Annotated in this window: 26 protein-coding genes; 10 read left to right on the top strand and 16 right to left on the bottom strand. The window is 69.7% G+C overall.

Annotated features, from left to right (window positions below; translation table 11 throughout):
* Positions 1 to 22: 22 nt before the first annotated feature.
* From FLP23_RS09800 to FLP23_RS09820, 5 genes are all read right to left on the bottom strand, one after another.
* Positions 23 to 706: an NUDIX hydrolase gene (locus FLP23_RS09800; protein ID WP_149325692.1), complete on the bottom strand. Its 684-nt coding sequence runs from the start codon at positions 704 to 706 to the stop codon at positions 23 to 25.
* Between the two features lie 187 nt (positions 707 to 893).
* Positions 894 to 1,715 (bottom strand): SDR family NAD(P)-dependent oxidoreductase, encoded by an 822-nt coding sequence (locus tag FLP23_RS09805; protein ID WP_149325693.1) that lies wholly within the window; start codon positions 1,713 to 1,715, stop codon positions 894 to 896.
* Positions 1,699 to 2,244: a hypothetical protein gene (locus FLP23_RS09810; protein ID WP_149325694.1), complete on the bottom strand. Its 546-nt coding sequence runs from the start codon at positions 2,242 to 2,244 to the stop codon at positions 1,699 to 1,701. The genes FLP23_RS09805 and FLP23_RS09810 overlap by 17 nt, the downstream gene beginning before the upstream one ends.
* A gap of 34 nt (positions 2,245 to 2,278) precedes the next feature.
* Positions 2,279 to 2,839 carry an MDR/zinc-dependent alcohol dehydrogenase-like family protein gene (locus FLP23_RS09815; protein WP_149325695.1) on the bottom strand — a complete coding sequence of 187 codons (561 nt, stop codon included), beginning with the start codon at positions 2,837 to 2,839 and terminating at the stop codon, positions 2,279 to 2,281.
* Between the two features lie 60 nt (positions 2,840 to 2,899).
* Positions 2,900 to 4,255 carry an FAD-binding oxidoreductase gene (locus FLP23_RS09820; RefSeq protein ID WP_149325696.1) on the bottom strand — a complete coding sequence of 452 codons (1,356 nt, stop codon included), beginning with the start codon at positions 4,253 to 4,255 and terminating at the stop codon, positions 2,900 to 2,902.
* Between the two features lie 146 nt (positions 4,256 to 4,401).
* Between FLP23_RS09820 and FLP23_RS09825 the strand changes: the two genes are divergently transcribed.
* Both FLP23_RS09825 and FLP23_RS09830 read left to right on the top strand, forming a co-directional pair.
* The gene (locus FLP23_RS09825; RefSeq protein WP_149325697.1) at positions 4,402 to 5,877 is read left to right on the top strand and encodes a DNA-3-methyladenine glycosylase 2 family protein; all 1,476 of its coding nucleotides are present in this window, start codon (positions 4,402 to 4,404) and stop codon (positions 5,875 to 5,877) included.
* Positions 5,874 to 6,632: a glycosyltransferase family 2 protein gene (locus FLP23_RS09830; protein WP_149325698.1), complete on the top strand. Its 759-nt coding sequence runs from the start codon at positions 5,874 to 5,876 to the stop codon at positions 6,630 to 6,632. The genes FLP23_RS09825 and FLP23_RS09830 overlap by 4 nt, the downstream gene beginning before the upstream one ends.
* A 45-nt stretch (positions 6,633 to 6,677) precedes the next feature.
* On the opposite strand, the gene FLP23_RS09835 is transcribed toward FLP23_RS09830, so the two are convergent.
* On the bottom strand, positions 6,678 to 7,580 hold the full coding sequence (locus FLP23_RS09835) for an alpha/beta fold hydrolase (RefSeq protein ID WP_246139956.1): 903 nt from the start codon (positions 7,578 to 7,580) through the stop codon (positions 6,678 to 6,680).
* Between the two features lie 28 nt (positions 7,581 to 7,608).
* Here FLP23_RS09835 and FLP23_RS09840 point away from each other — a divergent pair, with 28 nt between their 5' ends.
* From FLP23_RS09840 to FLP23_RS09850, 3 genes are all read left to right on the top strand, one after another.
* Entirely contained in the window at positions 7,609 to 8,103 is a 495-nt protein-coding gene (locus FLP23_RS09840) for a DUF6328 family protein (RefSeq protein ID WP_149325700.1), read from the top strand.
* 79 nt (positions 8,104 to 8,182) lie between these two features.
* The gene (locus FLP23_RS09845) at positions 8,183 to 9,064 is read left to right on the top strand and encodes an SDR family oxidoreductase (protein ID WP_149325701.1); all 882 of its coding nucleotides are present in this window, start codon (positions 8,183 to 8,185) and stop codon (positions 9,062 to 9,064) included.
* On the top strand, positions 9,064 to 9,330 hold the full coding sequence (locus FLP23_RS09850) for a DUF7218 family protein (RefSeq protein ID WP_149325702.1): 267 nt from the start codon (positions 9,064 to 9,066) through the stop codon (positions 9,328 to 9,330). Before FLP23_RS09845 ends, FLP23_RS09850 begins: the two co-directional genes overlap by 1 nt.
* A 6-nt stretch (positions 9,331 to 9,336) precedes the next feature.
* On the opposite strand, the gene FLP23_RS09855 is transcribed toward FLP23_RS09850, so the two are convergent.
* On the bottom strand, positions 9,337 to 10,143 hold the full coding sequence (locus tag FLP23_RS09855) for a CPBP family intramembrane glutamic endopeptidase (protein ID WP_246139957.1): 807 nt from the start codon (positions 10,141 to 10,143) through the stop codon (positions 9,337 to 9,339).
* Between the two features lie 36 nt (positions 10,144 to 10,179).
* Here FLP23_RS09855 and ligD point away from each other — a divergent pair, with 36 nt between their 5' ends.
* Positions 10,180 to 11,073, top strand: a complete 894-nt coding sequence (gene ligD, locus FLP23_RS09860; RefSeq protein ID WP_342779995.1) for a non-homologous end-joining DNA ligase — start codon at positions 10,180 to 10,182, stop codon at positions 11,071 to 11,073.
* Positions 11,074 to 11,108: 35 nt separating this feature from the next.
* Positions 11,109 to 11,267: a hypothetical protein gene (locus FLP23_RS12290; RefSeq protein WP_168200420.1), complete on the top strand. Its 159-nt coding sequence runs from the start codon at positions 11,109 to 11,111 to the stop codon at positions 11,265 to 11,267.
* Between the two features lie 433 nt (positions 11,268 to 11,700).
* Here FLP23_RS12290 and FLP23_RS09865 read toward each other — a convergent pair whose 3' ends face one another.
* On the bottom strand, positions 11,701 to 11,925 hold the full coding sequence (locus FLP23_RS09865) for a hypothetical protein (protein ID WP_149325703.1): 225 nt from the start codon (positions 11,923 to 11,925) through the stop codon (positions 11,701 to 11,703).
* 214 nt (positions 11,926 to 12,139) lie between these two features.
* Here FLP23_RS09865 and FLP23_RS09870 point away from each other — a divergent pair.
* Positions 12,140 to 13,377, top strand: a protein-coding gene (locus FLP23_RS09870; protein ID WP_149325704.1) for an IS3 family transposase whose coding sequence is annotated in 2 segments (ribosomal slippage) — positions 12,140 to 12,425 and positions 12,425 to 13,377 — 1,239 coding nt in all. Because the reading frame shifts where the segments join, the coding sequence is not laid out codon by codon here.
* 9 nt (positions 13,378 to 13,386) lie between these two features.
* Here FLP23_RS09870 and FLP23_RS09875 read toward each other — a convergent pair.
* The 7 genes from FLP23_RS09875 to FLP23_RS09905 form a co-directional block, all read right to left on the bottom strand.
* Positions 13,387 to 14,232, bottom strand: coding sequence for a hypothetical protein (locus tag FLP23_RS09875; protein WP_149325705.1), 846 nt, complete (start codon positions 14,230 to 14,232; stop codon positions 13,387 to 13,389).
* 386 nt (positions 14,233 to 14,618) lie between these two features.
* Positions 14,619 to 14,915, bottom strand: coding sequence for a hypothetical protein (locus FLP23_RS12295; RefSeq protein WP_168200421.1), 297 nt, complete (start codon positions 14,913 to 14,915; stop codon positions 14,619 to 14,621).
* Positions 14,916 to 15,055: 140 nt separating this feature from the next.
* A complete protein-coding gene (locus tag FLP23_RS09885; RefSeq protein WP_210413842.1) occupies positions 15,056 to 16,096 on the bottom strand; it encodes an RHS repeat-associated core domain-containing protein in 1,041 nt (346 codons plus the stop codon).
* A gap of 112 nt (positions 16,097 to 16,208) precedes the next feature.
* Positions 16,209 to 17,162, bottom strand: coding sequence for a hypothetical protein (locus tag FLP23_RS09890; protein WP_149325708.1), 954 nt, complete (start codon positions 17,160 to 17,162; stop codon positions 16,209 to 16,211).
* 301 nt (positions 17,163 to 17,463) lie between these two features.
* Positions 17,464 to 18,966: an aspartate ammonia-lyase gene (locus tag FLP23_RS09895; RefSeq protein ID WP_149325709.1), complete on the bottom strand. Its 1,503-nt coding sequence runs from the start codon at positions 18,964 to 18,966 to the stop codon at positions 17,464 to 17,466.
* Between the two features lie 41 nt (positions 18,967 to 19,007).
* On the bottom strand, positions 19,008 to 19,214 hold the full coding sequence (locus tag FLP23_RS09900) for a hypothetical protein (RefSeq protein ID WP_149325710.1): 207 nt from the start codon (positions 19,212 to 19,214) through the stop codon (positions 19,008 to 19,010).
* Positions 19,215 to 19,222: 8 nt separating this feature from the next.
* On the bottom strand, positions 19,223 to 20,365 hold the full coding sequence (locus tag FLP23_RS09905; RefSeq protein WP_149325711.1) for an inorganic phosphate transporter: 1,143 nt from the start codon (positions 20,363 to 20,365) through the stop codon (positions 19,223 to 19,225).
* A gap of 191 nt (positions 20,366 to 20,556) precedes the next feature.
* Between FLP23_RS09905 and FLP23_RS09910 the strand changes: the two genes are divergently transcribed.
* The gene (locus FLP23_RS09910; RefSeq protein ID WP_149325712.1) at positions 20,557 to 20,889 is read left to right on the top strand and encodes a hypothetical protein; all 333 of its coding nucleotides are present in this window, start codon (positions 20,557 to 20,559) and stop codon (positions 20,887 to 20,889) included.
* Here FLP23_RS09910 and FLP23_RS09915 read toward each other — a convergent pair.
* Complete coding sequence (locus FLP23_RS09915) at positions 20,876 to 23,419, bottom strand: DEAD/DEAH box helicase (protein ID WP_425468248.1); 2,544 nt, start codon at positions 23,417 to 23,419, stop codon at positions 20,876 to 20,878. The two genes, FLP23_RS09910 and FLP23_RS09915, sit on opposite strands and share 14 nt — an antisense overlap.
* Positions 23,420 to 23,604: 185 nt before the next feature.
* On the opposite strand from FLP23_RS09915, the gene FLP23_RS12385 reads away from it, so the two are divergent.
* The gene (locus tag FLP23_RS12385; protein WP_210413844.1) at positions 23,605 to 24,849 is read left to right on the top strand and encodes a DUF2510 domain-containing protein; all 1,245 of its coding nucleotides are present in this window, start codon (positions 23,605 to 23,607) and stop codon (positions 24,847 to 24,849) included.
* Positions 24,850 to 24,857 lie beyond the last annotated feature (8 nt).

Genomic DNA, 24,857 nt, shown 5'->3' on the forward strand with positions numbered 1-24,857 from the left:
CTCTCGGTGCGGGGGTTCGGCGTCAGCGGATGCCGGCGGGGGTGAGGGGGCCGCGGTCGACGAGGTCGACGGTGGCGTCGTAGCGGTAGAGGCGGGGCGGACGGTGACGTCCACCCGTGACGTGCTCGCCCGTGGGGACCACGGCGCGGCTCGCCTCGATCTGCCGGCGGAAGTTGGCGGGGTCGAGCGGACGCTGCAGCACGATCTCGTGCACCTGCCGCAGAGCCGTGAGGGTGAAGGTCTCTCCGAGGAACGCGTGCGCGATGCGGGAGTACTCGAGCTTGTTGCGCAGCCGCCACAGGGCGTAGTCGACGATGAGGTTGTGGTCGAAGGCCAGCCGCGGGAGCTCGTCCGCGGGGAACCACGCGACGTTCTCGTCGATCGTGGCCTGTTCGGCTTCGTCGCCGCGCACGAGCGCCCAGTACACGATCGAGACGACCCGGCCGGAGGGCGAGCGGTCGGGCTCGCCGAAGCAGTAGAGCTGCTCGAGGTAGGCGGGGGTGAGTCCGGTGGTCTCTTCGAGGGTGCGGGCGGCGGTCGCGTCGAGGCTCTCGGCTGCATCGGCTCCGCCACCCGGCAGCGCCCAGTGGCCCTCGAAGGGTTCTCGCGTGCGGCGCACGAGCGGAATCGAGAGCACGAGCCGGTCGTCGGCGTCGGGTCGCAGCGCGAAGATCACGGTGGAGACCGCGAGATCGATGCCGTTCATCCGATTCCTCTATGCCGAAGCCGATTGTTAAAGTCACACTGACTAGAACGAAGTCTAGCACTAAAGGTGCAACTCACCCCAACTCGGGAGTACTGCCCAACGCTGTAGCGGTGGGCGCCGAGCGGCCGGGATGGCGCCCGCGCGAGGGCAAACGCTGCAGCGTTAGGCAGAACCCCCTCGCGGGGAGTCAGCGGGTGAGGAGGCCCGCGTCGAGGGTGTACTGGGCGCCCGTGATGTAGCGGGCACGATCGCTCACCAGGTAGCGCACGAGTTCGGCGACGTCGGAGGTCTCGATCCACGGCACCCCCGGCAGCAGGTTGCCGGCGCTGCGCTCGGCGATCTCCTGCGGGGTCGCGCCCTCCATGGCCGCGAGACCGTCGTTCATGGGCGTGTCGACGCCCGTCGGATGGATCGACACGACACGCACCCCGAACGGCGCGAGCTCGATCGCCCACGCCTTCGTCAGGCCGGTGAGCCCGTGCTTGGAGGCGACGTAGTGCGAGAGCCGGTTGCCGCCGCGTAGCCCCATGACGCTCGAGTTGTTGACGATCACGCCGCGGCCGGACGCCTTGAGATGCGGCACGGCTGCCCGCGCCACCACGAAAGGGCCGGTGAGGTTGATGCCGATCATGGCGTCCCATTCGGCGTCCGTCATCGACTCGAGTTCGGCGTAGGCCACGATCCCCGCGTTGTTGATCACGATGTCGAGTCCGCCGAAGGCCTCCACCCCCGCATCCACCGCGCGGTGCACGGCAGCCGCATCCCGCACGTCCGCGAGCGCCGGGATCGCGCGTCCCCCCGCCTCGAGGATCTCGGCCACGAGCGTCTCGAGCTCCGCGGTGGTGCCCTGCGGGTACGCGGGATACCCGAGCTCGGCGCCCACATCGAGCGCCACGATCGCGGCGCCGTCGGCGGCGAGCGCGCGGGCGATCGCGCGGCCCTGACCGTGGGCTGCGCCCGTCACGAGGGCGACGCGACCGGCGAGCGCGAGGTCACTCGGTGCGGGCATCGCCGGGCTTGCGGAAGTCGTACAGCACCTCGTCGAGCGGCACCCGACCCACCGTGTTGAACAGGTTGGTGGCGACCATGAGCCCCGCGAACGCCACCAGGATCAGGCGCAGCTTCGGCTGGAACGCCGCCTCGAGCCGGGCCCGGAACTCGGCCGGGATGTTGTTCGGGTCGAGCGCGATCATGCGCCCCCAGTCGAGCAGCAGCTGCTCGGTCTCGGTGACCTGCGGATTGTCGGGGTCATCCCCCGACTCGATGAGGATGCGCCGGAAGAAGACGGAGCAGATGAGGCACTCGTTGGCATCCGAGATCGCATACGAGAACAACGACACCGCGCGCTCGCCGATGTACGGCTCGAGCTCGTCCTTGAGGGTGTACCACTCCATGTAGGCGTCGAAGCTCGGCACATGCCCCAGCAGGGTGCGCTTCATGTTGGTGATGCGCCCGCCGTGCAACTCGAGCTGCCGTTCGGCCGCGGCGAGCGCCGCCGCCGAGAGTTCCGCATCCGAGGAGAGGGGCAGGAAGGTCATGAGCCCAGCCTAGGACGCGGGGCGGCGCGTGACTCTAGGCTGCGACGCGCGGTGACGCACCCGGGATGGGCGTCACCTCGTCGAACACTCCGCGGCGGATCGCCTGGAACACCTCGACGGCCGCCTCGGCGAGCTTGCCGTGCCCGCGCAGGATGTTGCGGCGCACACGCACGTCGTCGTGGATGGCGAGGTCGGCCGCGGCATCCACGATGCGCGCCCCGAGCGATCGCGCCCACGCCGCCGTCATCTCGGCGACGAGCGGGTCGGCCGACACCACGCGCACGTCGTCGCCGCGCCCGAAGGGCCGCTCGCGCACGAGGGCGCGCGCGATGAGCCCGGCACCGAGGTAGCTCACGACCTGCTCGTCGGTGATCCAGCGCGGCACGCCCAGCACGTCGCGCTGTTCGCGCAGCACGAGCTCACCGAGCTCTTCGCCGGTGTCGCGCCAGGCGACGCGGTCGCGCGGCGCGAAGCCGTTGGTGTCGGGGCCCGCGGCATCCACGCTGCCGACGACGAAGCCGCGCCCGCGAAGCGTGGGGCGCAGACGGAGGACGCCCGCTGTCGGGCGAGGGACGGCGATCCGATGGGCAGTCATAGCGATGAGTGAAACGCCCATGCCGACTCGCGCATTCCCGTGCGTTCGCATGGATTCGGCTCAGAACACCTTGCCGGGATTGAGGATGCCGGCGGGGTCGAACACGGCCTTGATGCGGCGTTGCAGCTCGAGCGAATCGTCTCCCAGCTCCTGCCGCAGCCAGCGGCGTTTGAGCAGCCCCACGCCGTGCTCGCCCGTGAGGGTGCCGCCGAGCGCGAGGCAGGCGCGGAACAGCTCGTCGGCCGCCGCCCAGATGTGCGCGGGCACCTCGGCGTCGCCGCCCGGCGCGTCGAACACGAAGTTGGGGTGCAGGTTGCCGTCGCCGGCGTGCGCGACGGTCGGGATGCGGATGCCGTGGTCCCGCTCGATGCGCTCGATCACCGCGAACATCTCGGGCAGGGCGCTGCGCGGCACCGCCACGTCCTCGATGAGCACGGTGCCGCGCCGTTCCATCGCGGGGTGGAACGCGCGGCGGATGGCGAACAGGCGCTCCCCCTCGGCTTCGTCGGCGGCGAGCTCGGCGGTTCCGCCGTGCGCCGCGACGATCTCGACCACCTGTTCGGCCTCGGATGCGGCCGCCGCGCCGTCGGTCTGCACGAGCAGTTGCGCCCCGCGCCCCCCGAGGTCGAGGCCGAGGTGCTCGCCGATGCCGTCGAGCGCCGCGGCGTCGAGCAGTTCCATGGCTGCCGGGGTGATGCCGCGTGCGGAGATCGCGGACGAGGCGCGCGCCGCATCCGTCACGGCGGGGAACGCCGCGCTCACCGTGACGAGCCGTCCGCGGGCGAGCGGCCGCAGCCGCAGGGTGGCTTCGACGATCACGCCGAGGGTGCCTTCGGAGCCGACGAAGAGCGCGGTCAGGTCGTAGCCGGTGACGCCCTTGACCGTGCGATGGCCGAGTTCGAGCAGTCGGCCGTCGGCGAGCACCACCTTGAGTCCCAGGACGGCCTCGCGCGTGACCCCGTACTTGACGCACATGAGTCCGCCCGCGTTGGTGGCGATGTTGCCGCCGATGGACGAGATGGCGCGGCTGGCGGGGTCGGGCGCGTACCAGAGCCCGTGTGCCGCGAGCGCCGTGTTGAGGTCGCCGTTGATGACGCCGGGCTCGACGACGGCCAGCTGGTCGGCGGCGGAGATCTCGAGGATGCGGTTCATGCGCGCCGTCGACAGCACGAGCTCCCCCGCGCCCGCGATGGCGCCCCCGGCGAGTCCGGTGCCGGCGCCGCGCGGCACCACCGGCACGCCGTGGGCGCTCGCCCAGCGCAGCGCGTGCTGCACCTCGGCCACGTCGCGGGCCTCGACGATCGCGAGGGGTGCCGCGGCGGAACGATGCCCCGACTTGTCGGCGCGCACCGCCTCGAGCGCCGCCGCATCCGTCACGAGCACCTCGCCGAGCACCGCCCGCAGCTCTTCCAGCATCCCCCGAGGGTATCGAGGCGCGGCTGGAGCTACGACCTGACGGAGGGGAAGCGCCTCCCGCCGCGAGGTCGCAGCTCCAGCTGCGCCATGACGCCCGTGTCCGATTTCCGCTGGGGAGGGGCGGTGGGGTGTGCGAGGGTGAGGGCATGGATGAGGAGGCGCTGTTCCGCACCCGGTACGGCGCGCTCGCCTCGCGCGACGCCCGCTTCGACGGGCAGTTCATCGCCGGCGTGCACTCGACCGGCATCTACTGCCGGCCCAGCTGCCCCGCGATGACGCCGAAACCCGGCAACGTGAGCTTCTACCGCACCGCGGCGGCCGCCCACGAGGCCGGGCTGCGGGCCTGCAAGCGCTGCCAGCCGGATGCCGTGCCCGGCTCCCCCGACTGGAATCTGCACGACGACCTCGCCTCCCGTGCGATGCGCCTCATCCAGGACGGCGTGGTGGAGCGCGACGGCGTCGAAGGGCTCGCCCGGCGGCTCGGCTACTCGGGCCGGCACCTCACGCGCGTGCTCACCGCAGAGCTCGGCGCCGGCCCGCTGGCGCTCGCACGGGCGCAGCGCGCCCAGACCGCCCGCACCCTGCTCGCGTCGAGTGAGCTGCCGATCGCCGATGTGGCGTTCGCCGCCGGCTTCGGCAGCCTGCGGCAGTTCAACGAGACGATCGCCGAGCTCTACCATGCGACCCCCACGGAGCTGCGCGCGCTGAGTCGCCGCGGACGGGCGGCGGGTCCCGCCCCGACGGGTGCCGCGGGCGAGCTGACCTTGCGGCTCCCCGCCCGGGATCCGATCGACCGGGACGGTCTGCTGGGTTTCTTCGCCGACCACGCGGTCCCCGGTCTCGAGACCGTCGAGGCCGGCGTCTTCTCCCGCCCGCTCGCGCTGCCGGGCGGCGCGGCGCGGCTCGAACTGCGCCTCGACCCGGGCGGGCCCGGCTTCCTCTGCACGGTGCGCCTCGCCCGCCTCGCGGATGTGGGGGCCGCCGTGGCGCGCATCCGGCACGCCCTCGACCTCGACGCCGACTCGATGGCGATCGATCAGTCGCTCGCCGCCGACCCCGCACTCGCACCGCTTGTCGCGGCGACCCCCGGCATCCGGATCGCGGGCTCCTTCGACGCGGAGGAGGCGCTGTTCCGCACCCTGCTGGGACAGCAGATCTCGGTCGCCGCCGCCCGAACGGCACTCGGACGACTGACGTCCGAGCTCGGCGATGGCGCCTTCCCCACGGCCGCCGCGATCGCCGAGCACGGCCGCGAGGTGCTGCGCGGGCCGGCGGGGCGCGTCGAGGCGATCCTCGGGATCGCCCGCGACCTCGCCGAGGGCAGGCTCGTGCTCGACATCGGCATGCCCGTGGAGGAGTTCCGCGCGGCGCTGCTCGCCCAGCGCGGAATCGGCCCCTGGACGGCCGACTATCTGGCGATGCGCGTGCTCGGCGCCCCCGACGTGCTGCCGGTCGACGATCTCGTGATCCGGCAGGGCGCCGCCGCGCTCGGCGCGCCCGACGACCGTCGAGCGCTCGCCCGTCACGCGGCACGCTGGTCGCCCTGGCGCAGCTACGCGGCCCTGCACCTGTGGCGTGCCCGGCCGCACCGACCAGCTGGCGGGCGTACCCTGACGGCATGACGACGATCTCGGTGGTCATCCCGGCGCGCAACGACGCCGAGATGCTGGGGAACTGCCTGGAGGCGCTCGCCCGGCAGACCCTTCGCGCCGACGAGATCGTGGTGGTCGACAACGGCAGCTGGGACGCGACGGCTGTCGTGGCGCAGGCGGCGGGCGCGCGGGTCGTCACCGAGCAGACGCCGGGCATCCCGCGCGCGGCATCCGCCGGCTACGACGCCGCACGCGGCGAGCTCATCGCGCGGTTGGACGCCGACAGCGTGCCGCCCGCCGACTGGCTGCGCCACGCGGTGCGCCGCTTCGAGCGGGACCCGTCGCTGTCGGTGCTCACCGGTATCGGCGACTTCTACGGCTCCACGCCCCTCGTGCACACCCTCGGACGCGTCATCTACCTGGGCGGGATGCTCGCCTCGATGACGCCGTACCTCGGGCATCCGCCGATCTTCGGCTCGAACTTCGTGATGCGCCGCGGTGTGTGGGAGGAGCTCGCCGGCGAGGTGCACCGCACCCAGCGCGAGATCCACGACGACCTCGACCTCAGCCTGCACATCAAGCCGTGGATGCGGGTGGAGTACGACCCGGAGTTCCGAGTCGGGATCTCGGCGCGGCCGTTCGAGACCGCCTCGGGACTCTACCGGCGGGTGAGCTGGGTGGTGCCGACGCTGCGCAACCACTGGCCCGATGACGCCCCCTGGGCGCGCCGCGCGGCCCGCCGCCGTTGGCGCGAGGAGCAGCAGGAGCGCCGCGCCTCCGCGTGAGGCGGCCGGGTGATCTCGATACACCGCCCCGCGGGCGGCACTCGATCAGCGGGGGGTGTCGAACAACGCGAGCATGTCCCGCACCAGCTGGTGCGGCGTCGTCTCGCACGGGCTGTGCCCGGTCTCATACACCGCGAGGCGTGCCCCGAGCCGCTCCGCGAGCAGCGCGTAGCGCTCCACGGGCCACAGGTCGTGCGCACTCGTCGCCACGAGGGTCGGGATGCCGGTGGCCCGCACCGCCCCCGCCGCATCCGGTGCGTGCTTCATGAGCCGCACGATGTCGTCGACGCATTCGCGCCGGGTGTGGGCGAACCGGGACCGCACGAAGGCGAGGCGCGACGGCCCCACCTTGTTCTTGTTGGTGCGCACCCCCCAGATCATGAGACCGGCGCCCTGCCGCGGGGTGAGGTAGGTGGAGAGCCACCCGATGCGCTTCACATGGCGATACGAGTTGCCGGGATCAGGCGGGCAGGTCAGCAGCGTCAGGCTCCGCACCAGCTCGGGACGCGCCGCGGTGACGAGCTGGGCGACGATCCCGGCGAAGGAGTAGCCGAGCAGGTGGGCGGGGGCGCCCGACTCGAGGAAGGCCACGAGGTCGTCGACGAACAGCGGGTACTCGTAGCGCTCGCCCTCCGGGGGTCCGGCGGGCGCCGACTGGTAGTTGCCGGCCAGGTCGTAGGACTGCACGTAGTAGCCGGCCTCCGCGAGCAGCGGCAGCATGAGCACGAAGTCCTCTTTGGATCCGGTGGCACCGGGAACCAGCACGACCCGCGGGTTCGCCGGGTCGCCGAGCGACACGACGGCGAGCGGCCCGCTCGGCGCGGTGAAGACCGACGCGCGCGATCCCGGGACGGGGGCCGTCCAGTCGATCTCGCCGATGGCGGCGTCGCGGGCCTCCGCGTCGTCACGTGACGGATCCCGCACGGGTTCGTGGTGGGGCGCGGTCACGCAGACACGATAGCCGTAGCATGCGGCCATGGCTGCCGACGACGCGCTTCCCCCAGATGGGCGCGACGAGACCGAGACCCAGCGGCTCGACCGCAACTGGAACGAGATCCTGCAGGAGCTGCGCGTGGTGCAGACCGGCACGCAGATCCTCACCGGTTTCCTGCTGACGGTGGCCTTCCAGCAGCGCTTCGAGGAGCTCGACGGCTACCAGCTGTGCGTGTACTTCGTGCTCGTGGCCCTCGCCGCGCTCGCGACGATCCTGGCGCTCACCCCGGTGAGCCTGCACCGCCTGCTGTTCCGGCTGGGTGCGAAACCGGAGCTGGTGATGCTCGCGAACGCGTTGCTGAAGGCGACGCTCGCGGCGGTGCTGCTGACCCTCGCCGGCACGGCGTTGTTCATCTTCGACCTCGTCGCGGGGCATCCCGCCGGTTTCGTGGCGGGCGGCGCGGTGCTCGTGCTCGGCGGGATCGCGTGGTTCGTCACCCCGGTGTTCGTGCGGATGCGTCTGCGGGCGCGCGACTGAAGCCCTCGCGGGACTAGCACGGCATTCGCCGAGAGGGAACCCCCTTGAGCCTCAGCCCGGCGACGCATCGACTGGGGGCATGAGCGAGATCCTGATCGACCCCGTGACGCGATACCGCACGGAGGGCTTTCCCCCGCAGGAGCAGCACCAGCCGGGCGTCACCGCGCGCACCGACCCCACCCCCGACCACGGCGAGCACAGCTACCGCGGGTCCGGGCGACTGGCGGGGATGCGCACCCTCATCACGGGCGGCGACTCCGGAATCGGCCGCGCGGTGGCGATCGCTTTCGCCCGCGAGGGGGCCGACGTGGCGATCTCGTTTCTCGAGGAGGAGGCCGACGATGCGGCCGAGACGGCCGAGTGGATCACCGAGGCGGGCCGGATCGCGCTGCTGCTGCCGGGCGATGTGCGCTCGGAGGAGCAGTGTCGCGCGCTCGTCGAACGCACGGTCGAGGAGCTCGGCGGGCTCGACGTGCTCGTCTTGAATGCCGCGTATCAGCAAAATCGCGATGGGCTCGAGAACACGCCCACCGAGGAGATCGAACGTGTCGTGGAGACCAACCTCTACGCACCGTTGTGGACGGCCCGTGCGGCGATTCCGCACCTGCCGGCGGGAGGCTCCATCATCACGACCTCGTCGATCCAGGCTTTCCAGCCGTCCGCCCGGCTCTTCGACTACGCGATGACGAAGGCCGCGCAGGTGGCATTCACCCGCGCGCTGGCGCAGCAGCTCGGCGGGCGCGGCATCCGGGTGAACGCTGTCGCGCCGGGACCGATCTGGACCCCGCTCATCCCCGCGACGAGCTGGCCCGAGTCGCTGCCCGAGTTCGGCCAGGACACCCCGCTGGGGCGGGCGGGTCAGCCCGCCGAGGTGGCGCCCGCGTTCGTCTTCCTCGCCTCCCCCGAGTCGTCGTACGTCTCGGGGGCGATCGTGCCCGTCACGGGCGGAAAGGGGCTCTGATGCCCGAATCGCGCACCCGTTCCCTCAAGGATCCCGAGCTGTACGAGAAGCTGCGGGACGAGGGCAACAGCAAGGAGAAGTCGGCCCGGATCTCGAACGCGGTGGCCGCCCGCGGCGCGACGAGCGTCGGGCGCACCGGGGGAAGCGCCGCCGACTACGACGACCGCACCGTTCCCCAGTTGCGGGCGCGCGCCAAGCAGCTCGGGCTGAAGGGCTACTCCTCGAAGAGCAAGCAGCAGCTCATCGAGTTGCTGCGCAACCACTGAGGCACGTCAGTAGATGAAGATCGGGATCCAGCCGGGGTTGTGGGCGTGCACGATCGCGAGGAACACGATCGCGTCGAAGAGCAGGTGCACCGAGAGCACGTAGCCGAGCGAGCGCGTGCGCGCGAAGAGGTAGCCCTGCAGCAGGGCGAAGGGGAAGGTGAGCAGCGGCCCCCAGGCGCGGTAGCCGAGCTCCCACAGGAACGACACGAAGATGACGGCCTGGATGAGGTTCGCCGGCAGCACCGGGAGGTGGCGGCGCAGCAGCGCGAAGCAGGTGCAGATGAAGAACAGCTCGTCCCAGGTGCCCACCGCGTTGACGCCCACGAAGAACCGCAGCAGCTCGGAGAGGTCGGTGATGTGCGGCCAGTTCTGGTAGGCGCCGGAGCGGATGAAGTAGAACGGCAGGATGAGCCAGCCGAGCACGGGCACCGCGAACAGGTAGGCGAGCTCGAGCCGGGTCTTCTTCTGCCGGCTGCGCCACGGGAAGGTGATGGCGCGCCGACGCAGCAGCAGGCGGTCGAGCAGGAACGGCACGGCCACGGCGAGCGCCAGCACGGTGCCGATGCGGAAGAAGGCGCCCCATTCGACGTCCGCCTCCACCGAGGTGGTCGACACGATGGCGATGCCGACCCCGATGAGAGCGAGGTCGAGGCCGAGCTCGCGATCCATCCACCAGCCGAGCCCGATGGCGGCGACGAGCACGAGGTGCCCCCAGCCGGGCAGCTGGAGCCCGAACAGCATCAGGGCGGATGCGGCGACGCCGGCCGCGGGCACGAGCGCGCGCCTGCTCCACGGCTCGGCGACGGCATCCACGTGCCCAGCTTGCCAGGCCGGCGTAGCGTGGACCGCGTGGCCGACTCCTCGGACTCCGAGCGGTACCTGCGCGTCGATGGGCGCGAGGTGCACCTGACCTCGCTCGACAAGGTCATGTATCCGGCCACCGGCACCACGAAGGGCGAGGTGGTCGACTACTACGCCCGTATCGCCGGGGTGCTCGTCCCGCACGCCCGCGATCGCCCGGCGACGCGCAAACGCTGGGTGGCGGGGGTGGGCACCGCTGCGGCGCCCGGGCAGGTGTTCTTCGAGAAGAACCTGCCGGCGTCCGCGCCCGAGTGGATCGCCCGCCGCGAGATCCAGCACCGGGACCACGTGAACGTCTACCCGCTCGTGAACGACACCGCGACGCTCGTGTGGGCGGCGCAGCAGAACGCGCTCGAGCTGCATGTGCCGCAGTGGCGCTTCGGCCGCGACGGCGCACCGCACAACCCCGACCGTTTCGTGCTGGATCTGGACCCCGGTGAGGGCGCGGGGCTGCCGGAGTGCGTGGCGGTGGCGGTGCTCGCGCGCGAACTGCTGGGAGCTCAGGGCCTGGAGCTGCTGCCGGTGACGAGCGGCAGCAAGGGCATCCACCTGTATGCCGCGCTCGATGGGCGGCGCACGAGCGCTGAGATGGCGGATGCCGCGCACGAGTGGGCGCGGGAGCTGGAGGCGGCGCATCCGGAGCTCGTGGTGAGCGCCCAGCGCAAGGCGGATCGGGTGGGCCGGGTGCTCGTGGACTGGAGCCAGAACACCGCGGCCAAGACCACCGTGGTGCCGTATTCGCTGCGCGGACGGCTGCGCCCCACGGTGGCGGCGCCCCGCAGCTGGGATGAGCTGCTCGCGCCGGGGCTGCGCCAGCTGGAGTTCACGGAGGTGCTGGATCGGGTGGATGCCTCGGGAGACCCCCTGGCATCCCTCGCCTGAAAGCGCACAATGGGTTCACGGGAGAGGAGCACAGCATGGACCGCGACACCATCGACTACGAACCGAACCCCGACGACGAGCGCCCGGTGCCGCTCGACGAGGACGAGCCGTCACCGCCGCCCACCCTCGACCCGGAGGAACGGGTGGAGGAGGACGAGCCGGTGCTCGCGCTCGACGACGACCGGGTGGACTGATCCCCGAGCCGAGGGCGATCCCCCGCACGCGACTCGCGATAATCCGCGGGGGTGAGGGTCACACCCCCCGATCAACACCACCCCATCAACACCCACGGCGAGGTCCGGGGGTGCCGTCAACAGCAGCTCATGCGAAGTGCCCGTCGCGGTGAAGGTGTAGGACAACTGCTTCCACACCCCCACCCCCGCCGCCGACGTCGGAGCGGACGAATCAGGGGGTCGGGGCGGGGCCGGAATGGTCGCTCGGAGGTCGGTGAAGTCGTCGTAGAGGGTGATGAACGTGCGACACCAGGCGCCCCGTCGACGACAGCAGGCGATCCTCCACACCCCACGACTGGGTCGAGGTGAGCCCGAGCGGGGCGCCGGACGAGGTGGCGCGCCAGCCGGTGTCGCCCTCCACGAGAACCCGGCAGTTTAGGCATCTCCAGACCACTCACCTCGCTGCGGCAGTCACGAACAGGATCACGAAGGTAAATCCCATGAGGATCGCGGCTGCACCCGCGAGTCCGATCAACCCGGGCGAGAACATCTCCGGAGGTGCAGGAGTTCCTTTGCTCCTGCGCGCGAAGAACACCGCCACACGTCGACGATCGGTGATGAGGTATATCCCGAAGCCCACGAGCACCGCGCCCGCGATCGCTCCCAGCAATTCGTTCATTCGGCCGCTCCTAGAACATCCAAGTCGCGAGCAGCGAACATCCTGCACCGACGCCGATCTCTCCGCCTGCGCCCCATCCGGGGCTAACCGTGTATCCAGTCCCCCCGTTCCCGTCAGGGTAGCTGCTGAACCCTGTTCCGAGGGCACCATAGCCACCAAGTCCGATTGAATCGGCCTGACTTCTGTTCCGTTCTTCAAGCAAGGATGGAACTCGATGAACAGGAAGTACTCGCCGGAGATGCGTGAGCGGGCGTTGCGGATGCTCGCGGAGGCGCGCCCGTCGCACCCGAACATGATGAGCGCGGTCCGTCACGTGGCCGGGTTGCTGGGAATGAGCGCGGAGACGCTGCGGCTGTGGCAGCGCCGCTACGAGGTCGACGCCGGGGTGAAGCCCGGGCTCACGACGGACGCCGCGGCGGAGATTAAGCGACTGCAGCGCGAGATCATCGAGCTGCGTAAGGCGAACGAGATACTCAAGGCCGCGAGCGTGTTTTTCGCGAAGGAGCTCGACCGCCCCTGACCGAGATGATCCGGTTCATCGACGAGTACCGGGATCGTTTCGGGGTCGAGCTCATCTGCCGTGTCCTCAGACCGGCAGTGCAGGGATTCCTCACCTCCCGCGGCTACCGCGCCGCCGTCGGTCGTGCGCCCTCGGCCCGGCGGCTGCGTGACGACCTTCTGGTGCCGGAGGTCGCGCGGCTGCATGCGGAGAACTACGGCGTCTACGGGCGCAGGAAGATGCACGCCCTCATGCGCCGGCAAGGATGGGAGATCGGCCGCGACCAGACCGAACGCCTGATGCGGGCCGCCGGGGTTCGGGGCGTCAGGAAGTCGAAGCGGGTGTTCACCACGCGCTCCGACAAGACGACGGCCCTGCCCGCGGATCTCGTGAACAGGCGCTTCACCGCGGCGGCACCTCGCCGGCTCTGGGTCTGCGACGTGACCTATGTCGCGACGTGGAGTGGGTTCGCGTATGTCGCGTTCGTCACCGACGTCTACTCGCGGCGCATCGTCGGGTGGAACGTCGCCGCCACACTGCGGTCGGAGATCCTGCCGATGCAGGCGCTGGATATGGCCGCGTGGGGCGCAGGCGGGCGGCTCGACGGGCTGATCCATCACGCGGACCATGGGTCGAACTACACCGCAATGGTCTACACCGACCGGATCGTCGAACTCGGCGCCGTCCCCTCGACAGGAACCGTCGGCGACAGCTTCGATAACGCAATGGCAGAGGCCATCAACAACCTCTACAAGACCGAGCTGATCCGTCAGCAAGGGCCGTGGCGCACGGTCGAGCAAGTCGAGCTCGCGACCCTCGAATGGGTGTGGTGGTGGAACAACTCCCGCCTCCACGGCGAACTCGACATGCGCACCCCGATCGAGGTCGAGCAGGCGTACTACGCTGACCTGGAATCAGCCCAACCGGCACCCGCCGGACAAGGCTCCCGATAGGAACAGAAGTCAGGCCGATTCACCCGTGCGGGTGCCGGTGGGGTTGGTTTGGATGATGACATCCCCGTGCAGGTTCGGGAACGCCCACCCGACCACCGCGGAGGCGGCATTCACCCGAACGGTGACACCACCGGGCAGACCGATGGTCGCTTCGAACCCGGCACCCGTGGTGACCGCCCAGGGGGCGTCTCCTGCCCCCGCATACAGGTACTTCGTCACCTCCGGGGACGGATCCGTGGGGCCCGTCTTCACGTTGCGTTGCACGACCCGGTCGGTCGCATCCCGCAGATACTCCACCGTCGTGCCACCCACCGTGGTGCTGGTGTGCCGGTTGGCGATGTCGTAGGTGAGGGTCTGATCCGCCAGGCGGGTCGTGTTGCCGTGGGTGTCGTAGACCAGCGACGCACCCGGCTCCGTCACGGTGAGACTCCCACCCGCGACAGGGTTCGCACCCGCAGGCGCCCCCGTCACCGTCGTGCCGGTGAGGCGGTCGGCGGTGTCGTAGCAGTACCCCACCGTGGTCGGGGTACCACCATCCTGGATGTCCGTGTAGGAGGTGCGGTTGCCGTTCCTCCCCGCAGCTGTGCTGCCACACGCTGCGGTGCCGAACCCGTACTCCAGCTCATGCCTCGGGATCGACGCATGCACCAAACGGCCTGCCCCGTCGAAGCGGTAGGTGGAGGACTCCACCGTCGCCCCGTCGGTGAGGGTGTTCCGGATGATGCGACCCGACTGCGACCTCACCACCTCATCAGTGACCGTGCTCGTGGCACCCGACTCCGTCCAGGCGTCCTGGGTGACGGTGACGTCATCCCACCCCATCAACACCCCCGACACGGTGCGGGTCGCGGTCAAGGTGAGCTCATGCGAAGTGCCGGTTGCGGTGAAGGCGTACGACAACTGCTTCCACACCCCCACCCCCGCCGCAGTGGTCGGAGTGGAGGAACCCACACCGGTCACCCCGACCGAGGCGGTCGAAACCCCCAACCCGGAACTCAACGTCACTGCGGTAACCGTACCTCAGACCATCTTGAAGCCAGAATGACCCGTTCCTTGCAGCTGCAATCTCAAGTGCGCCATCGATGAGACGAATCGCGAGCGGGCTACTGGGCGTGCAACCCATTGGAAAACACCCAGCAATAGCGGCGAAGACGAGCCCCACGCTGCGACGATTGCGGAGAGTCACTTGAGATAGAACCCCTCTCCGAGGCCAGCAGCGATACCGGGCGGAGCGCCAGGAATCACACCCGGGCCGAGGAATTGACGATATCGGACAGGCGCCGCACGACGCGCTTCAGCATCCGCAGACCCCGACCGTGCGTGACGGGGAGTTTCGGCTGCTTCCACCCGAGACGGCGAAGCAGTGCATCATCCGGGAAGAACGTGAGGAGCTCGACCAACGCGGCCTCCGGGGCGCGGGCAGTCGCCCAGTGATCCCGGAGCGACACCAAGTAGACAAGGAGGAAAGCGGCGGCGAGCGCTTCCTCGTCGGGAGAATCATCCTCGACATCGCGGGTTCGGCCGTCGACATCACTCACGGCTCCACGGGGCGCCAAGGCGCGACGGACCAACTCGGCGACGGCCGAACTCTCGATCATGTCGACCGAGACCTTTGAAATGCCGACTTCGCGAAGGACGCGGCTGGCGCCATCTGCCCAACCGATGAGAACTCCCTGAACTAACGGATCTGGTACGCCTTGAACTCCGAATGAGTCATCAGACCCTTGCTCCAGATCCATGTTTGGACTCCGTTCTTGCCATTGACTTGGGCCTGCACCTGAACGAATAGCCCCATCTTGCCCGTATACGTGGACCTCTGGATCGACAGTGCGCCTCGCGTCACGACCTTGTTCTGAACCCAGGCGCCAGCGACATGAAAGGCGTCGCGTTTGATGGCGGCAGAAGAAACCCGAGTTGCGCTCGAGAGCAAGAGCGACGCACCGGCTCGCGTACCGGTTCCCAACCCGCCAGGTACGAGTCCGGTGGCTCCTCCCACGGCAGCGCTTGCGGCAAGCCCGCCCCATGAGAAGTCGTCAGTACCTGCCGCTTCTGCGGCATACGACGCGGCACCAGCTGCAACACCGATCCCAACCCCGACTGCTACCATCGCGGCCGCACCACAGACGACCGACGCCACACACGCAGCGGCAGCCGCAACAGCTCCTACGGTTGCGACGACCCCGATCGCAATCGACAAGGCAGAACGCCACCATTCGTCCGCCATCCCGGTGAGGTCGGCCCCGTTGACGGGGTCGGCCGGGTAGTCGTACGCGTTGGTGACGCCGCCTTCGACGGGGTCGACCGACAGGAACCTGCCGAGCCCAGGGACGAACACGCGGGCGCCCATCTCGATGGATGCGATCGAGCCTTGGTGTTCGTAGAGGCGTTTCGCACCCCCGACCCACGCGTAGTCCGCATCCCCGGGGGTGGTGTCGGGGGTGGCGTCGTCGGCGGTGGTGGTGCCGATCCGCCCGGTGGCCGGGTCGATGGGTTGCCCGAACGGGTCATAGGAGGCGCGGGCACCGACCCGTGCACCGGTGGGGTCGGCTTGCAAGATCACATCCCCGTGCAGGTTCGGGAACGCCCACCCCACCACCGCGGAGGCGGCATTCACCCGAACGGTGACACCACCGGGCAGACCGATGGTCGCTTCGAACCCAGCACCCGTGGTGACCGCCCACGGGGCGTCTCCTGCCCCCGCATACAGGTACTTCGTCACCTCCGGGGACGGATCCGTGGGGCCCGTCTTCACGGTGCGTTGCACGACCCGATCGGTCGCATCCCGCAGATACTCGCCCCGCCGTGCCATCGGCTGCAGGTGATCTGTGGCTTCAAGGAGAAGTGGCGAGCGAGCTTTGCAGTAGGTAGCTGTTGAGGTCCTCGGGACCTCGGCGGCGCAGTACGTACGGCACGAAGAAGGACGACTCGAGGCGTTGGACGCCGTCGGGGAACCAGGTCTCGATGGGGCTCTTGCGGACGAAGTCGTCAGCGGAGGCCGATTCGTCAACGACGCCTAGCATCTCCCTTATTGAGGTATCCGCAGGGCGCTCGCCAAAGTAGAAGGCCTCTACCAAGCTCCCCCGTTGCTCGGCGATGAAACGCCACGAGAGCCACCGCGGGCGAGTCACCACGGCGCGCGACACCTCAAGTTCTCGGATGGCGCCCGCCGTGCCAAACGGCGGCGCCTCTATTCGCGCACCGATCATGTCCTCTGCGACGTCAGCCAGATCGGCGAAGTTCCATCCGTAGTCCAACGGCATGGGCATCGTTCCGTCAAGCCGCCGATTGAATGCATCGCGGCCCACCGACAGCAACATGCCAGCAAGTCCCAACGAAACATCGTGTGTCTCGGCCATGACGGCCACGCGCTCGAACATTCGAGCTTGGATCGCCACAATGCTTGATCTGGGTTGCTTTCGAAGGGCGCGACGCAGTGTGGGCAACTTCGGCAGCCCTCTCGGCAGCTTGTCGATCATCGACCAAAGCACGTCCTCCGCAGCCATCTCCTCTGCAGCGACTATGCCGTCGAGTTCCGTGAACGGAATCGACACGACTGTACCGTCCGTGTTCTCGGAGAGGACCGGCGAGAGGGCGCGACCGGCAAGCGGTGAAGCATGAACACATCGAGGTATCTCGAAGTCTGTCAATTCCGGCTGATATTCGCTAATGACCACCGCCTCGGAGGTGATGCCAGCGGGTGAAGGTGCACTATCGCGATAGAAGGTGACTTTCTCCGTCCACGCACCTCGATATCGCATCGCGACCCGACGAGAATACGCGCTCACGTAGGTCTCCGTTCTACTTGCAACTCAAGAATTGGCCCGGCGGGCAGTACCCGTACACGTTGAAATCGTTCGTGATGAGTGGGCGTGATGAACCACAAAGGAGACAACGTCAGACCCCATCGACGAACCAGCAAGGCTCGCGACGAGGAGCATCGCGATAGCCAGGAAACCAGCGAAACTCCGGTTCTCGCGTCTAGACCACTGAGGATGGATCAACAGCCCAGTCTGCCCCCAATTCCGGGGGTACAGCGGTGATCTCGAGACGCGTCCGCGACGCGGGCGCACCTCGCTCACCTGAGGATCAGGCGGGGACGGCTCCCGAGAGACGCTCGGGCGAGAGCACCCGGGCCACCTCCTCGACGCTCATGAGACCTCGACCCACTACGAGCTCCGCGATCGAGGCGTTCGTGGTGAGCGCGGTGTGCGCGAGTGCCGCCGCCTCGGCGTAGCCGATGTACGGCGTGAGGGCGGTCACGACCCCCACACTCGACGCCACTTGGCCGGCCAGCCGCGCCTCGTTCGCGGTGATCCCGTCCACGCAGTTCACCCGCAGGGTGCGGCAGGCGTTCGTCATCCAGGCCAGCGACTGCAGGATCGAGTGCGCGATCACCGGCTCGAAGGCGTTCAGCTGCAACTGGCCGGCCTCGGCGGCCGCAGTCACCGTCGCATCCGCGCCGATCACGCTGAACGCCACCTGGTTCACCACCTCGGGGATCACCGGGTTCACCTTGCCGGGCATGATCGACGAACCCGCCTGCCGGGCGGGCAGGTGGATCTCGCCGAGACCCGCCTGCGGACCGCTCGACAGCAGCCGCAGGTCGTTGCAGATCTTCGACAGCTTCACGGCGGAGCGCTTGAGCGTGCCCGACAGCGTCATGAAGATGCCGGCGTCGCTCGTGGCCTCGATGAGGTCGGGCGCCGTCTCGTGCGGGATGCCCGTCACCTGCTCCAGGTGCCGGCGCACGGCGTCCGCGTAGCGCGGGTCGGCGGTGATGCCAGTGCCGATCGCGGTCGCCCCGAGGTTGATCTCGTTCATCCACGGGATCACCTCCGAGAGGCGGTCCTCATCCTCGGCGAGCGTCGTGGCGAAGCCGGTGAACTCCTGGCCGAGCGTCATCGGCACCGCGTCCTGCAGCTGGGTGCGCCCCACCTTGAGCACGTGGGCGAACTCATGACCCTTCGCCCGGAAGCTCGCGGTGAGCTTGCGGTGCTCGGTGATCAGTCGCTGCACGCCGAACACCATCGCGAGCTTGATGGCCGTCGGGTAGACGTCGTTGGTGGACTGGCTGCGGTTGACGTCGTCGATCGGATGCAGCCGCGCGTAGTCGCCCTTCGCGAAACCGAGCTCCTCGAGGGCCGCGTTCGCAATCACCTCGTTCGTGTTCATGTTGGTGCTCGTGCCCGCACCGCCCTGGATCACCCCCACCACGAACTGGTCGTGCAGCTCGCCCGCCACGATCCGCTCGCACACCGCGTCGATCGCGTCGGCCTTCGCCGCATCCAGCACCCCCAGCTCACGGTTGGCGCGGGCCGCCGCCTGCTTGACGCGCGCGAGCGCCACCACGAGGTCGGGATAGTTCGAGATCGCCCGCCGCGAGATCGGGAAGTTCACGAGCGCGCGGGCGGTGTGGATGCCCCAATACACCCGGGCCGGGATCTCGAGGCTGCCGAGCGAATCGCTCTCGGTGCGGGTGGGGCCGGCGCCTGCGAGCAGATCGGGTGCCCCGTCGGGGCCCGTCGTGACGTGGTTCTCGTCGCCGACGATCGTCTGTTCGGAGGCGGTCAGACCGGTCGTGTCGGACATCGCGCATCTCCTTCGATGGGATGGCCCGAGTCTATTGCGGCTCAGCCGCCGAACAGGGTGACCAGATGGTTTCCGACGATGAGATAGAGCCCGAACGCCACCCCGACGGCGCACAGCACGAACATCAGCACCGAGAGCGGCCTCCGCCACCGTGCCTCGCCGTCGCCCAGTCGAAGTCCGAACGAGAACAGCGTCACGAGCACACCGGCCGAGAGCAGCGCGGCCGCCACCACGGTGATGAACGCCATCCAGTCGATCATCGGCGGGCCTTCCTGCGCTTGGGGCGCACGAACACGCCGGGCTCGGGCTGGTGCAGGTTGCGGTGGTCGACGTGGCTGCGGCGCGCCCACAGGAAGATCGTGAGGATCGCGATCCCCGCGAGCACGACGTCGAGCACGATCCCTGCCACGCCGAGCGAGGCGATGAACGCGGCCGCCGCCCCCACGAGACCCGCGGCGGGGATCGTGATGAGCCAGCCGAGGCCGATCCGCCCCGCGGTGCGCCAGCGCACCGAGGCGCCCTTGCGGCCGATGCCGGTGCCGATCACCGACCCCGAAGCCACCTGCGTGGTCGACAGCGGGAAACCGAGATGCGTGGAGGCGAGGATCGTCGCCGTGGTCGCCGACTCCGCCGCGAAACCCTGCGCGGGCTCCACCTCGGTGATGCCGCGCCCCATGGTGCGGATGATGCGCCAGCCGCCCGAGTACGTGCCGAGCGCGATCGCGGCGGCGCAGGCGGCGATCACCCAGAACTCGGGGCCGGTGCCGACGTCCTGGAACCCGGCGGCGATGAGGGTGAGGGTGATGACGCCCATCGTCTTCTGGGCGTCATTGGTGCCGTGGGCGAGCGAGACGAGGCTCGAGGTGAAGATCTGGCCCTTCTTGAAACCGTCGCGCTCGCGCTTGCGGGTGAGCGCGTAGGCGATCTTCGTCGCCAGGTAGGCCACGAGCCCCGCCGTCACAGGCGCCAGCACCGCAGGGATGAGGATCTTCGACACGAGCACCGAACCGTCGATCGAGCCGAACCCGGCACCCACCACGGAGGCGCCGATCAGCCCGCCGAACAGGGCGTGACTCGACGAGGAGGGCAGCCCCAGCAGCCAGGTGACCAGGTTCCAGACGATCGCCCCGATGAGTCCGGCGAGGATCAGCACAGGCGTGATCTGCACCCCGTCGTCGCCCTCGCGGATGAGGCCGCCCGAGATCGTCCGCGCCACCTCCGTGCTGAGGAACGCGCCGACCAGGTTGAGCACAGCGGCGATCGCCACCGCGACCTTCGGCTTCAGCGCCCCCGTGGCGATCGGGGTCGCCATCGCGTTGGCCGTGTCATGGAAGCCGTTGGTGAAATCGAAGAACAAGGCGAGCGCGATGACCAGCGCGACCAGAATCAGGGGGTCCACTGGGGGCAATCCTCACACGTCCTCAAACGACGGGCAACCTGAGCGTGAACAGCAGGTGAACGGGGGTCGCGGGCCGCGCCCGACGGGTGGTAGACGGATTCGGAACCCCCGAAAGTGGGGAATGTTCTGCCGCATCCGCGCGCCCCTAGCATCCGAGCAAGGGTCGGGAGGATCCGACAGGAGAACAGCACGTGCGATCCAGGCGAGTGCTGGGCACGATCGCCATCGTCGCGATCGTGATCGCAGCGATCAGCTTCGCCGTGGTCGACGTGTCGACCTCGGCCGCGAGCGGCTGCCTCGAAACCGACGCCCCCTGCACCAAGCACGCCGTGCCGAGCGTCGCGGTGCTCTTCGCGGTGATCGGCATCGCCGCCCTCGCCGCGAGCGTCATCCCGGCGATCGCCTGGATCGTGAAGTCGGTCTCCGCCCAGCGCGGGGCGCTGCACACCGACGTCGACTACTCGCGACGCCCGACCGCGCGCGTGCGCGACGAGGATCCCGAGGACGAGGTCACAGCCGGGTGAGGCCCGCCACACGGAGCACGGCCGCGCCGTCCTCCCGTGACGCCGCGAGGTCGACGACCGCGTCGATCCCCCAGTCGTGGTCGCCCGCCGGGTCGTCGATCACCTGACGGACCTCCCAGCGGTCGGGATGCTCGCGGATCGCGATCCGTGCGGCGCTGCGGGCGTCGGGCCCCGTGCGGATCTCGTCGTGCTCGTCGAAGTAGGCGTCGAGGGCGTCCGGCCATCCGGCATCGGGATCCAGCGCGACCAGCTCGTCGTCGCGCTGGAGCGCCGCGAGCTGCACGCGTCGCCACAATGCGTTGCGCACGAGCACCACGAACGCCCGTCGGTTGGCGACCACGTCCGGCGGCGGCGCGACCGCCGTCTCCGTCGGAGCGCCCGAGACCTGCGCTGCGCCGACGACCCCGTCCGCGGTCAACGCGCTCCACTCGTCCAGCAGGCTCGAATCGACCTGCCGCACGAGCTCGCCCAGCCATTCCAGCAGGTCGCGCAGCTCCTCGGTCTTCGCCTCATCCGGGATCGTCTGCCGTGCCGCCCGATAGGCGTCGCTCAGGTAGCGCAGCACGAGCCCCTCGCTTCGGCCCAGCTGGTAGAAGGAGACGTACTCGGCGAAGGTCATCGCGCGCTCGAACAGATCCCGGACGACCGACTTCGGCCTCAGCTCGAAGTCGCGGATCCACGGCTGGCTCGACGCGAAGACCTCGTACTGCTGGGTCAGCAACGCCTCGAGCGGCTTCGGCCAGCCGACCTCCTCGAGCAGCTCCATGCGCTCCTCGTACTCGATGCCCTCGGCCTTCATCGCGGCGACCGCCTCGCCCCGCGCCCGGAACTCCTGCTGCGCGAGGATCGCCCGCGGATCGTCGAGCGTCGCCTCGATCACGCTCACCGCGTCGAGCGCGTAGCCGTCCGCGTCACGGTCGAGCAGCTCGAGCGCCGCGAGCGCGAACGGCGACAGCGGCTGGTTGAGGGCGAAGTCCTGCTGCAACTCGACCGTGACCCGCACCCGCGCCGTGCCGTCGAACCCGCCGCCGTGCTGCTCCAGCACCCCCGCCACGCGCAGCGTGCGGTACAGCGCGATCGCCCGGCGGGTGAGCGCCGCACGGCGCGCGGGCGACTCGTGGTTGTCCTGGACGAGCGAACGCACGAGCCGGAAGGCGCTCCCGGCCTCCTCGGCCGGCGCGTCGGCCCCCGGGCGCGAACTCAGCTGCAGCAGCATCGCCGCGGTCACCCGCAGCGAACTCGTGAGCATCTCGGGCTCGGCGGCGATGAGCCTCTCGAAGCTCGCCGGACCCCAGTTCACGAAGCCGTCGGGGGCGCGCTTCTTGACGATCCTGCGCTTCGCCTTCGGGTCGTCGCCCGCCTTCGCCGCGGCGCGCGCATTGTCGACCTCGTGCTCGGGTGCGAGCGCAACGACCTCGCCGGCCGTGTCGAAACCGGCACGGCCCGCGCGCCCCGCCACCTGGTGGAACTCGCGCGCGGTCAGCTGCCGCATCCGGGCGCCGTCGAACTTCGTCAGCCCCGTCAGCAGCACCGTGCGGATCGGGACGTTGATGCCCACCCCGAGCGTGTCGGTGCCGCAGATCACCCGCAGCAGCCCCTGCTGGGCGAGCTGCTCCACGAGGCGGCGGTAGCGCGGCAGCATGCCCGCGTGGTGCACGCCGATGCCGGCCCGCACGAGTCGGCTGAGGGTCTGCCCGAAGCCCGTCGAGAACCGGAACGCGCCGATCGCCTCGGCGATGGCGTCCCGCTGCTCCCTGCTGGCCACGCGGATGCTCGCGAGCGCCTGCGCGCGCTCGACCGCAGCCGCCTGCGAGAAATGCACGATGTACACGGGCGCGAGACCCGCCGCGAGCAGCTCCTCGACCGTCTCCTGAACGGTCGCGACCGCGTAGCGGTAGTGCAGCAGAACGGGACGCTCGACCCCCGTCACGCGCGCCACCTCGCGACCCGAACGCCGCTCCAGATCCGCGCTGATCGCCGACACGTCGCCGAGCGTCGCCGACATGAGCACGAACCGCGCGCGCGGGAGCATGAGCAACGGCACCTGCCAGGCCCACCCGCGCTCGGCGTCCGCATAGAAGTGGAACTCGTCCATGACGACCGAGTCGACCGCGGCCGCCTCACCCTGCCGCAGGGCGATGTTCGCGAGGATCTCCGCGGTGCAGCACACGATCGGCGCGTCGGGGTTGACGCTCGAATCGCCCGTCACCATCCCCACGTTCTCCGCGCCGAACAGGTGCACGAGGTCGAAGAACTTCTCGCTCACGAGCGCCTTGAGCGGCGCCGTGTAGTACGAGCGCCTGCCCTGCGCGAGTGCGATGGCGTGCGCGGCGACCGCCACGAGCGACTTGCCGGTGCCGGTCGGGGTGCTCAGCACCAGGTGGCGATCGAGCACCAGCTCGAGCACCGCCTCCTCCTGGGCGGGGTACAGCGGAAGCCCGCGGGAGCGGCTCCACGCGTCGAAGCCGAGCAGGAACTCGTCCGGATCCCAGGGCCGCGGAAGCGCGGAGACGAGGTCGAGGGACGGCACGCACCGAGTCTGCCAGGCCCGAACCTCGAGGGGACGTCCCCCGGTCGTACCCCCAGGCTTGGGGGGAGCCCGATGTCTATCGCCGCGTGGGAGCCCGCCCATATCATGCTCTCGGAACGAGACGTTCCTGCAGGGGGATGCGAAACGTGGCATCGCCGTGCGGAACGCAGTGAGGAAGGTATCTCATGGCGGAAGAGGAAGGCCATGTGCCGGCCGGGTGGTACCCGGACCCGCTCGGGCTTCCCCAGCTGCGCTGGTGGGACAACCACGCGTGGACAGAGCACACCTCGGATGCACGTCAGCCGATGGTCGCGCAGGAGACGGTCACCGCGAAGCTCGCCTACGCGGACGATGACGAGTTCCTGACCCGCGACGTCCGCGAGGAGCTGCACACCGACGTCGACACCGGGCAACCGGCCGCCGACGTGGCGTTCGCCGCCGCCGACCCGGTGCTCTCGCTGGAGGCCGCGCCTGCCGCGCAGTCGCGCGCCGTCGACGAGGTGTCGCCCGGAGCACGCTTCGCACAGGAGCACGCGATCGAGGATGCGCCGCAGAGCGCCCCGTTCCTGCTCGAGACGAGCTACGACGACCTGCTCGGCGTGCCGATCAACCCGGCCGAGGCGCAGCAGCCCCTCCCGCGGCAGACCTTCGACCACGCCCACGCCTTCACCGTCGACCCGAACGCCGCCGCCGGCGCGGGCACCTTCACGACGACCAACTTCGACGCGAGCTCCTTCGGCAACTACAGCTACACGCCGCCGATCGTCACCGAGCAGTCGATGGCGCAGCCGCTCACGCGTCGCGCGATCATCGCCGAGAACGGCCTGTCGATCAACACCGGTCCGGTGTGGATCATCGCGATCATGCCGCTCATCATGCTCGTGCTCTCGCTGCTGTTCCTGCTCGCCGGTCAGGCCGGCCGCGACTCGACGCTCTTCGCGGGCATCATCCTGGGCGGCTCGTACCTCGCCACGGTCGTGCTCGCGGTCATCGACCGCGCGATGCTCAACCGCATGGGCCACACCCGCACGGCGAACTGGGACTGGGCGTTCCTCGGAGCACCGGTCTACCTGATCGCGCGCATGGCCAACGTGGTGCGCGAGACCGGACGCGGCCTGCGTCCGTTCCTCACCTGGTCCGCCCTCACGATCGTGCTCATCGGTGCGGCCGTCGCCGTGCCGGGCATCGTCATGGCGCTCGCGCCGGGGGTGTTCTCGGAGGAGGCCGAGCAGTCGATCACCGAGGACGCCCGCATCCTGGGCGCCAACCTCCGTGCCGAGTGCCCCGAGGTGCCGCCGCTGCTCATCGGAGGCACCATGACCTGCACCGCCTCGACCTCCGAGAAGGAGTCGCAGGTGGAGGTCGTGCTGCAGCGCCAGAACGGCTGGATCGACTGGCGCGTCAACGACTGGGGCTACTTCGGCAACTGATCAGCACC

Origin of the sequence: Protaetiibacter larvae, assembly GCF_008365275.1 — a bacterium.
GTDB lineage: Bacteria > Actinomycetota > Actinomycetes > Actinomycetales > Microbacteriaceae > Homoserinibacter > Homoserinibacter larvae.

What these genes read in the sequence shown, in the direction of transcription:
- FLP23_RS09800 (WP_149325692.1), bottom strand. Translation starts at nt 706, where the DNA reads ATGAACGGCATCGATCTCGCGGTCTCCACCGTGATCTTCGCGCTGCGA.
- FLP23_RS09805 (WP_149325693.1), bottom strand. Translation starts at nt 1,715, where the DNA reads ATGCCCGCACCGAGTGACCTCGCGCTCGCCGGTCGCGTCGCCCTCGTG.
- FLP23_RS09810 (WP_149325694.1), bottom strand. Translation starts at nt 2,244, where the DNA reads ATGACCTTCCTGCCCCTCTCCTCGGATGCGGAACTCTCGGCGGCGGCG.
- FLP23_RS09815 (WP_149325695.1), bottom strand. Translation starts at nt 2,839, where the DNA reads ATGACTGCCCATCGGATCGCCGTCCCTCGCCCGACAGCGGGCGTCCTC.
- FLP23_RS09820 (WP_149325696.1), bottom strand. Translation starts at nt 4,255, where the DNA reads ATGCTGGAAGAGCTGCGGGCGGTGCTCGGCGAGGTGCTCGTGACGGAT.
- FLP23_RS09825 (WP_149325697.1), top strand. Translation starts at nt 4,402, where the DNA reads ATGGATGAGGAGGCGCTGTTCCGCACCCGGTACGGCGCGCTCGCCTCG.
- FLP23_RS09830 (WP_149325698.1), top strand. Translation starts at nt 5,874, where the DNA reads ATGACGACGATCTCGGTGGTCATCCCGGCGCGCAACGACGCCGAGATG.
- FLP23_RS09840 (WP_149325700.1), top strand. Translation starts at nt 7,609, where the DNA reads ATGGCTGCCGACGACGCGCTTCCCCCAGATGGGCGCGACGAGACCGAG.
- FLP23_RS09845 (WP_149325701.1), top strand. Translation starts at nt 8,183, where the DNA reads ATGAGCGAGATCCTGATCGACCCCGTGACGCGATACCGCACGGAGGGC.
- FLP23_RS09850 (WP_149325702.1), top strand. Translation starts at nt 9,064, where the DNA reads ATGCCCGAATCGCGCACCCGTTCCCTCAAGGATCCCGAGCTGTACGAG.
- FLP23_RS12290 (WP_168200420.1), top strand. Translation starts at nt 11,109, where the DNA reads ATGGACCGCGACACCATCGACTACGAACCGAACCCCGACGACGAGCGC.
- FLP23_RS09865 (WP_149325703.1), bottom strand. Translation starts at nt 11,925, where the DNA reads ATGAACGAATTGCTGGGAGCGATCGCGGGCGCGGTGCTCGTGGGCTTC.
- FLP23_RS09895 (WP_149325709.1), bottom strand. Translation starts at nt 18,966, where the DNA reads ATGTCCGACACGACCGGTCTGACCGCCTCCGAACAGACGATCGTCGGC.
- FLP23_RS09900 (WP_149325710.1), bottom strand. Translation starts at nt 19,214, where the DNA reads ATGGCGTTCATCACCGTGGTGGCGGCCGCGCTGCTCTCGGCCGGTGTG.
- FLP23_RS12385 (WP_210413844.1), top strand. Translation starts at nt 23,605, where the DNA reads ATGGCGGAAGAGGAAGGCCATGTGCCGGCCGGGTGGTACCCGGACCCG.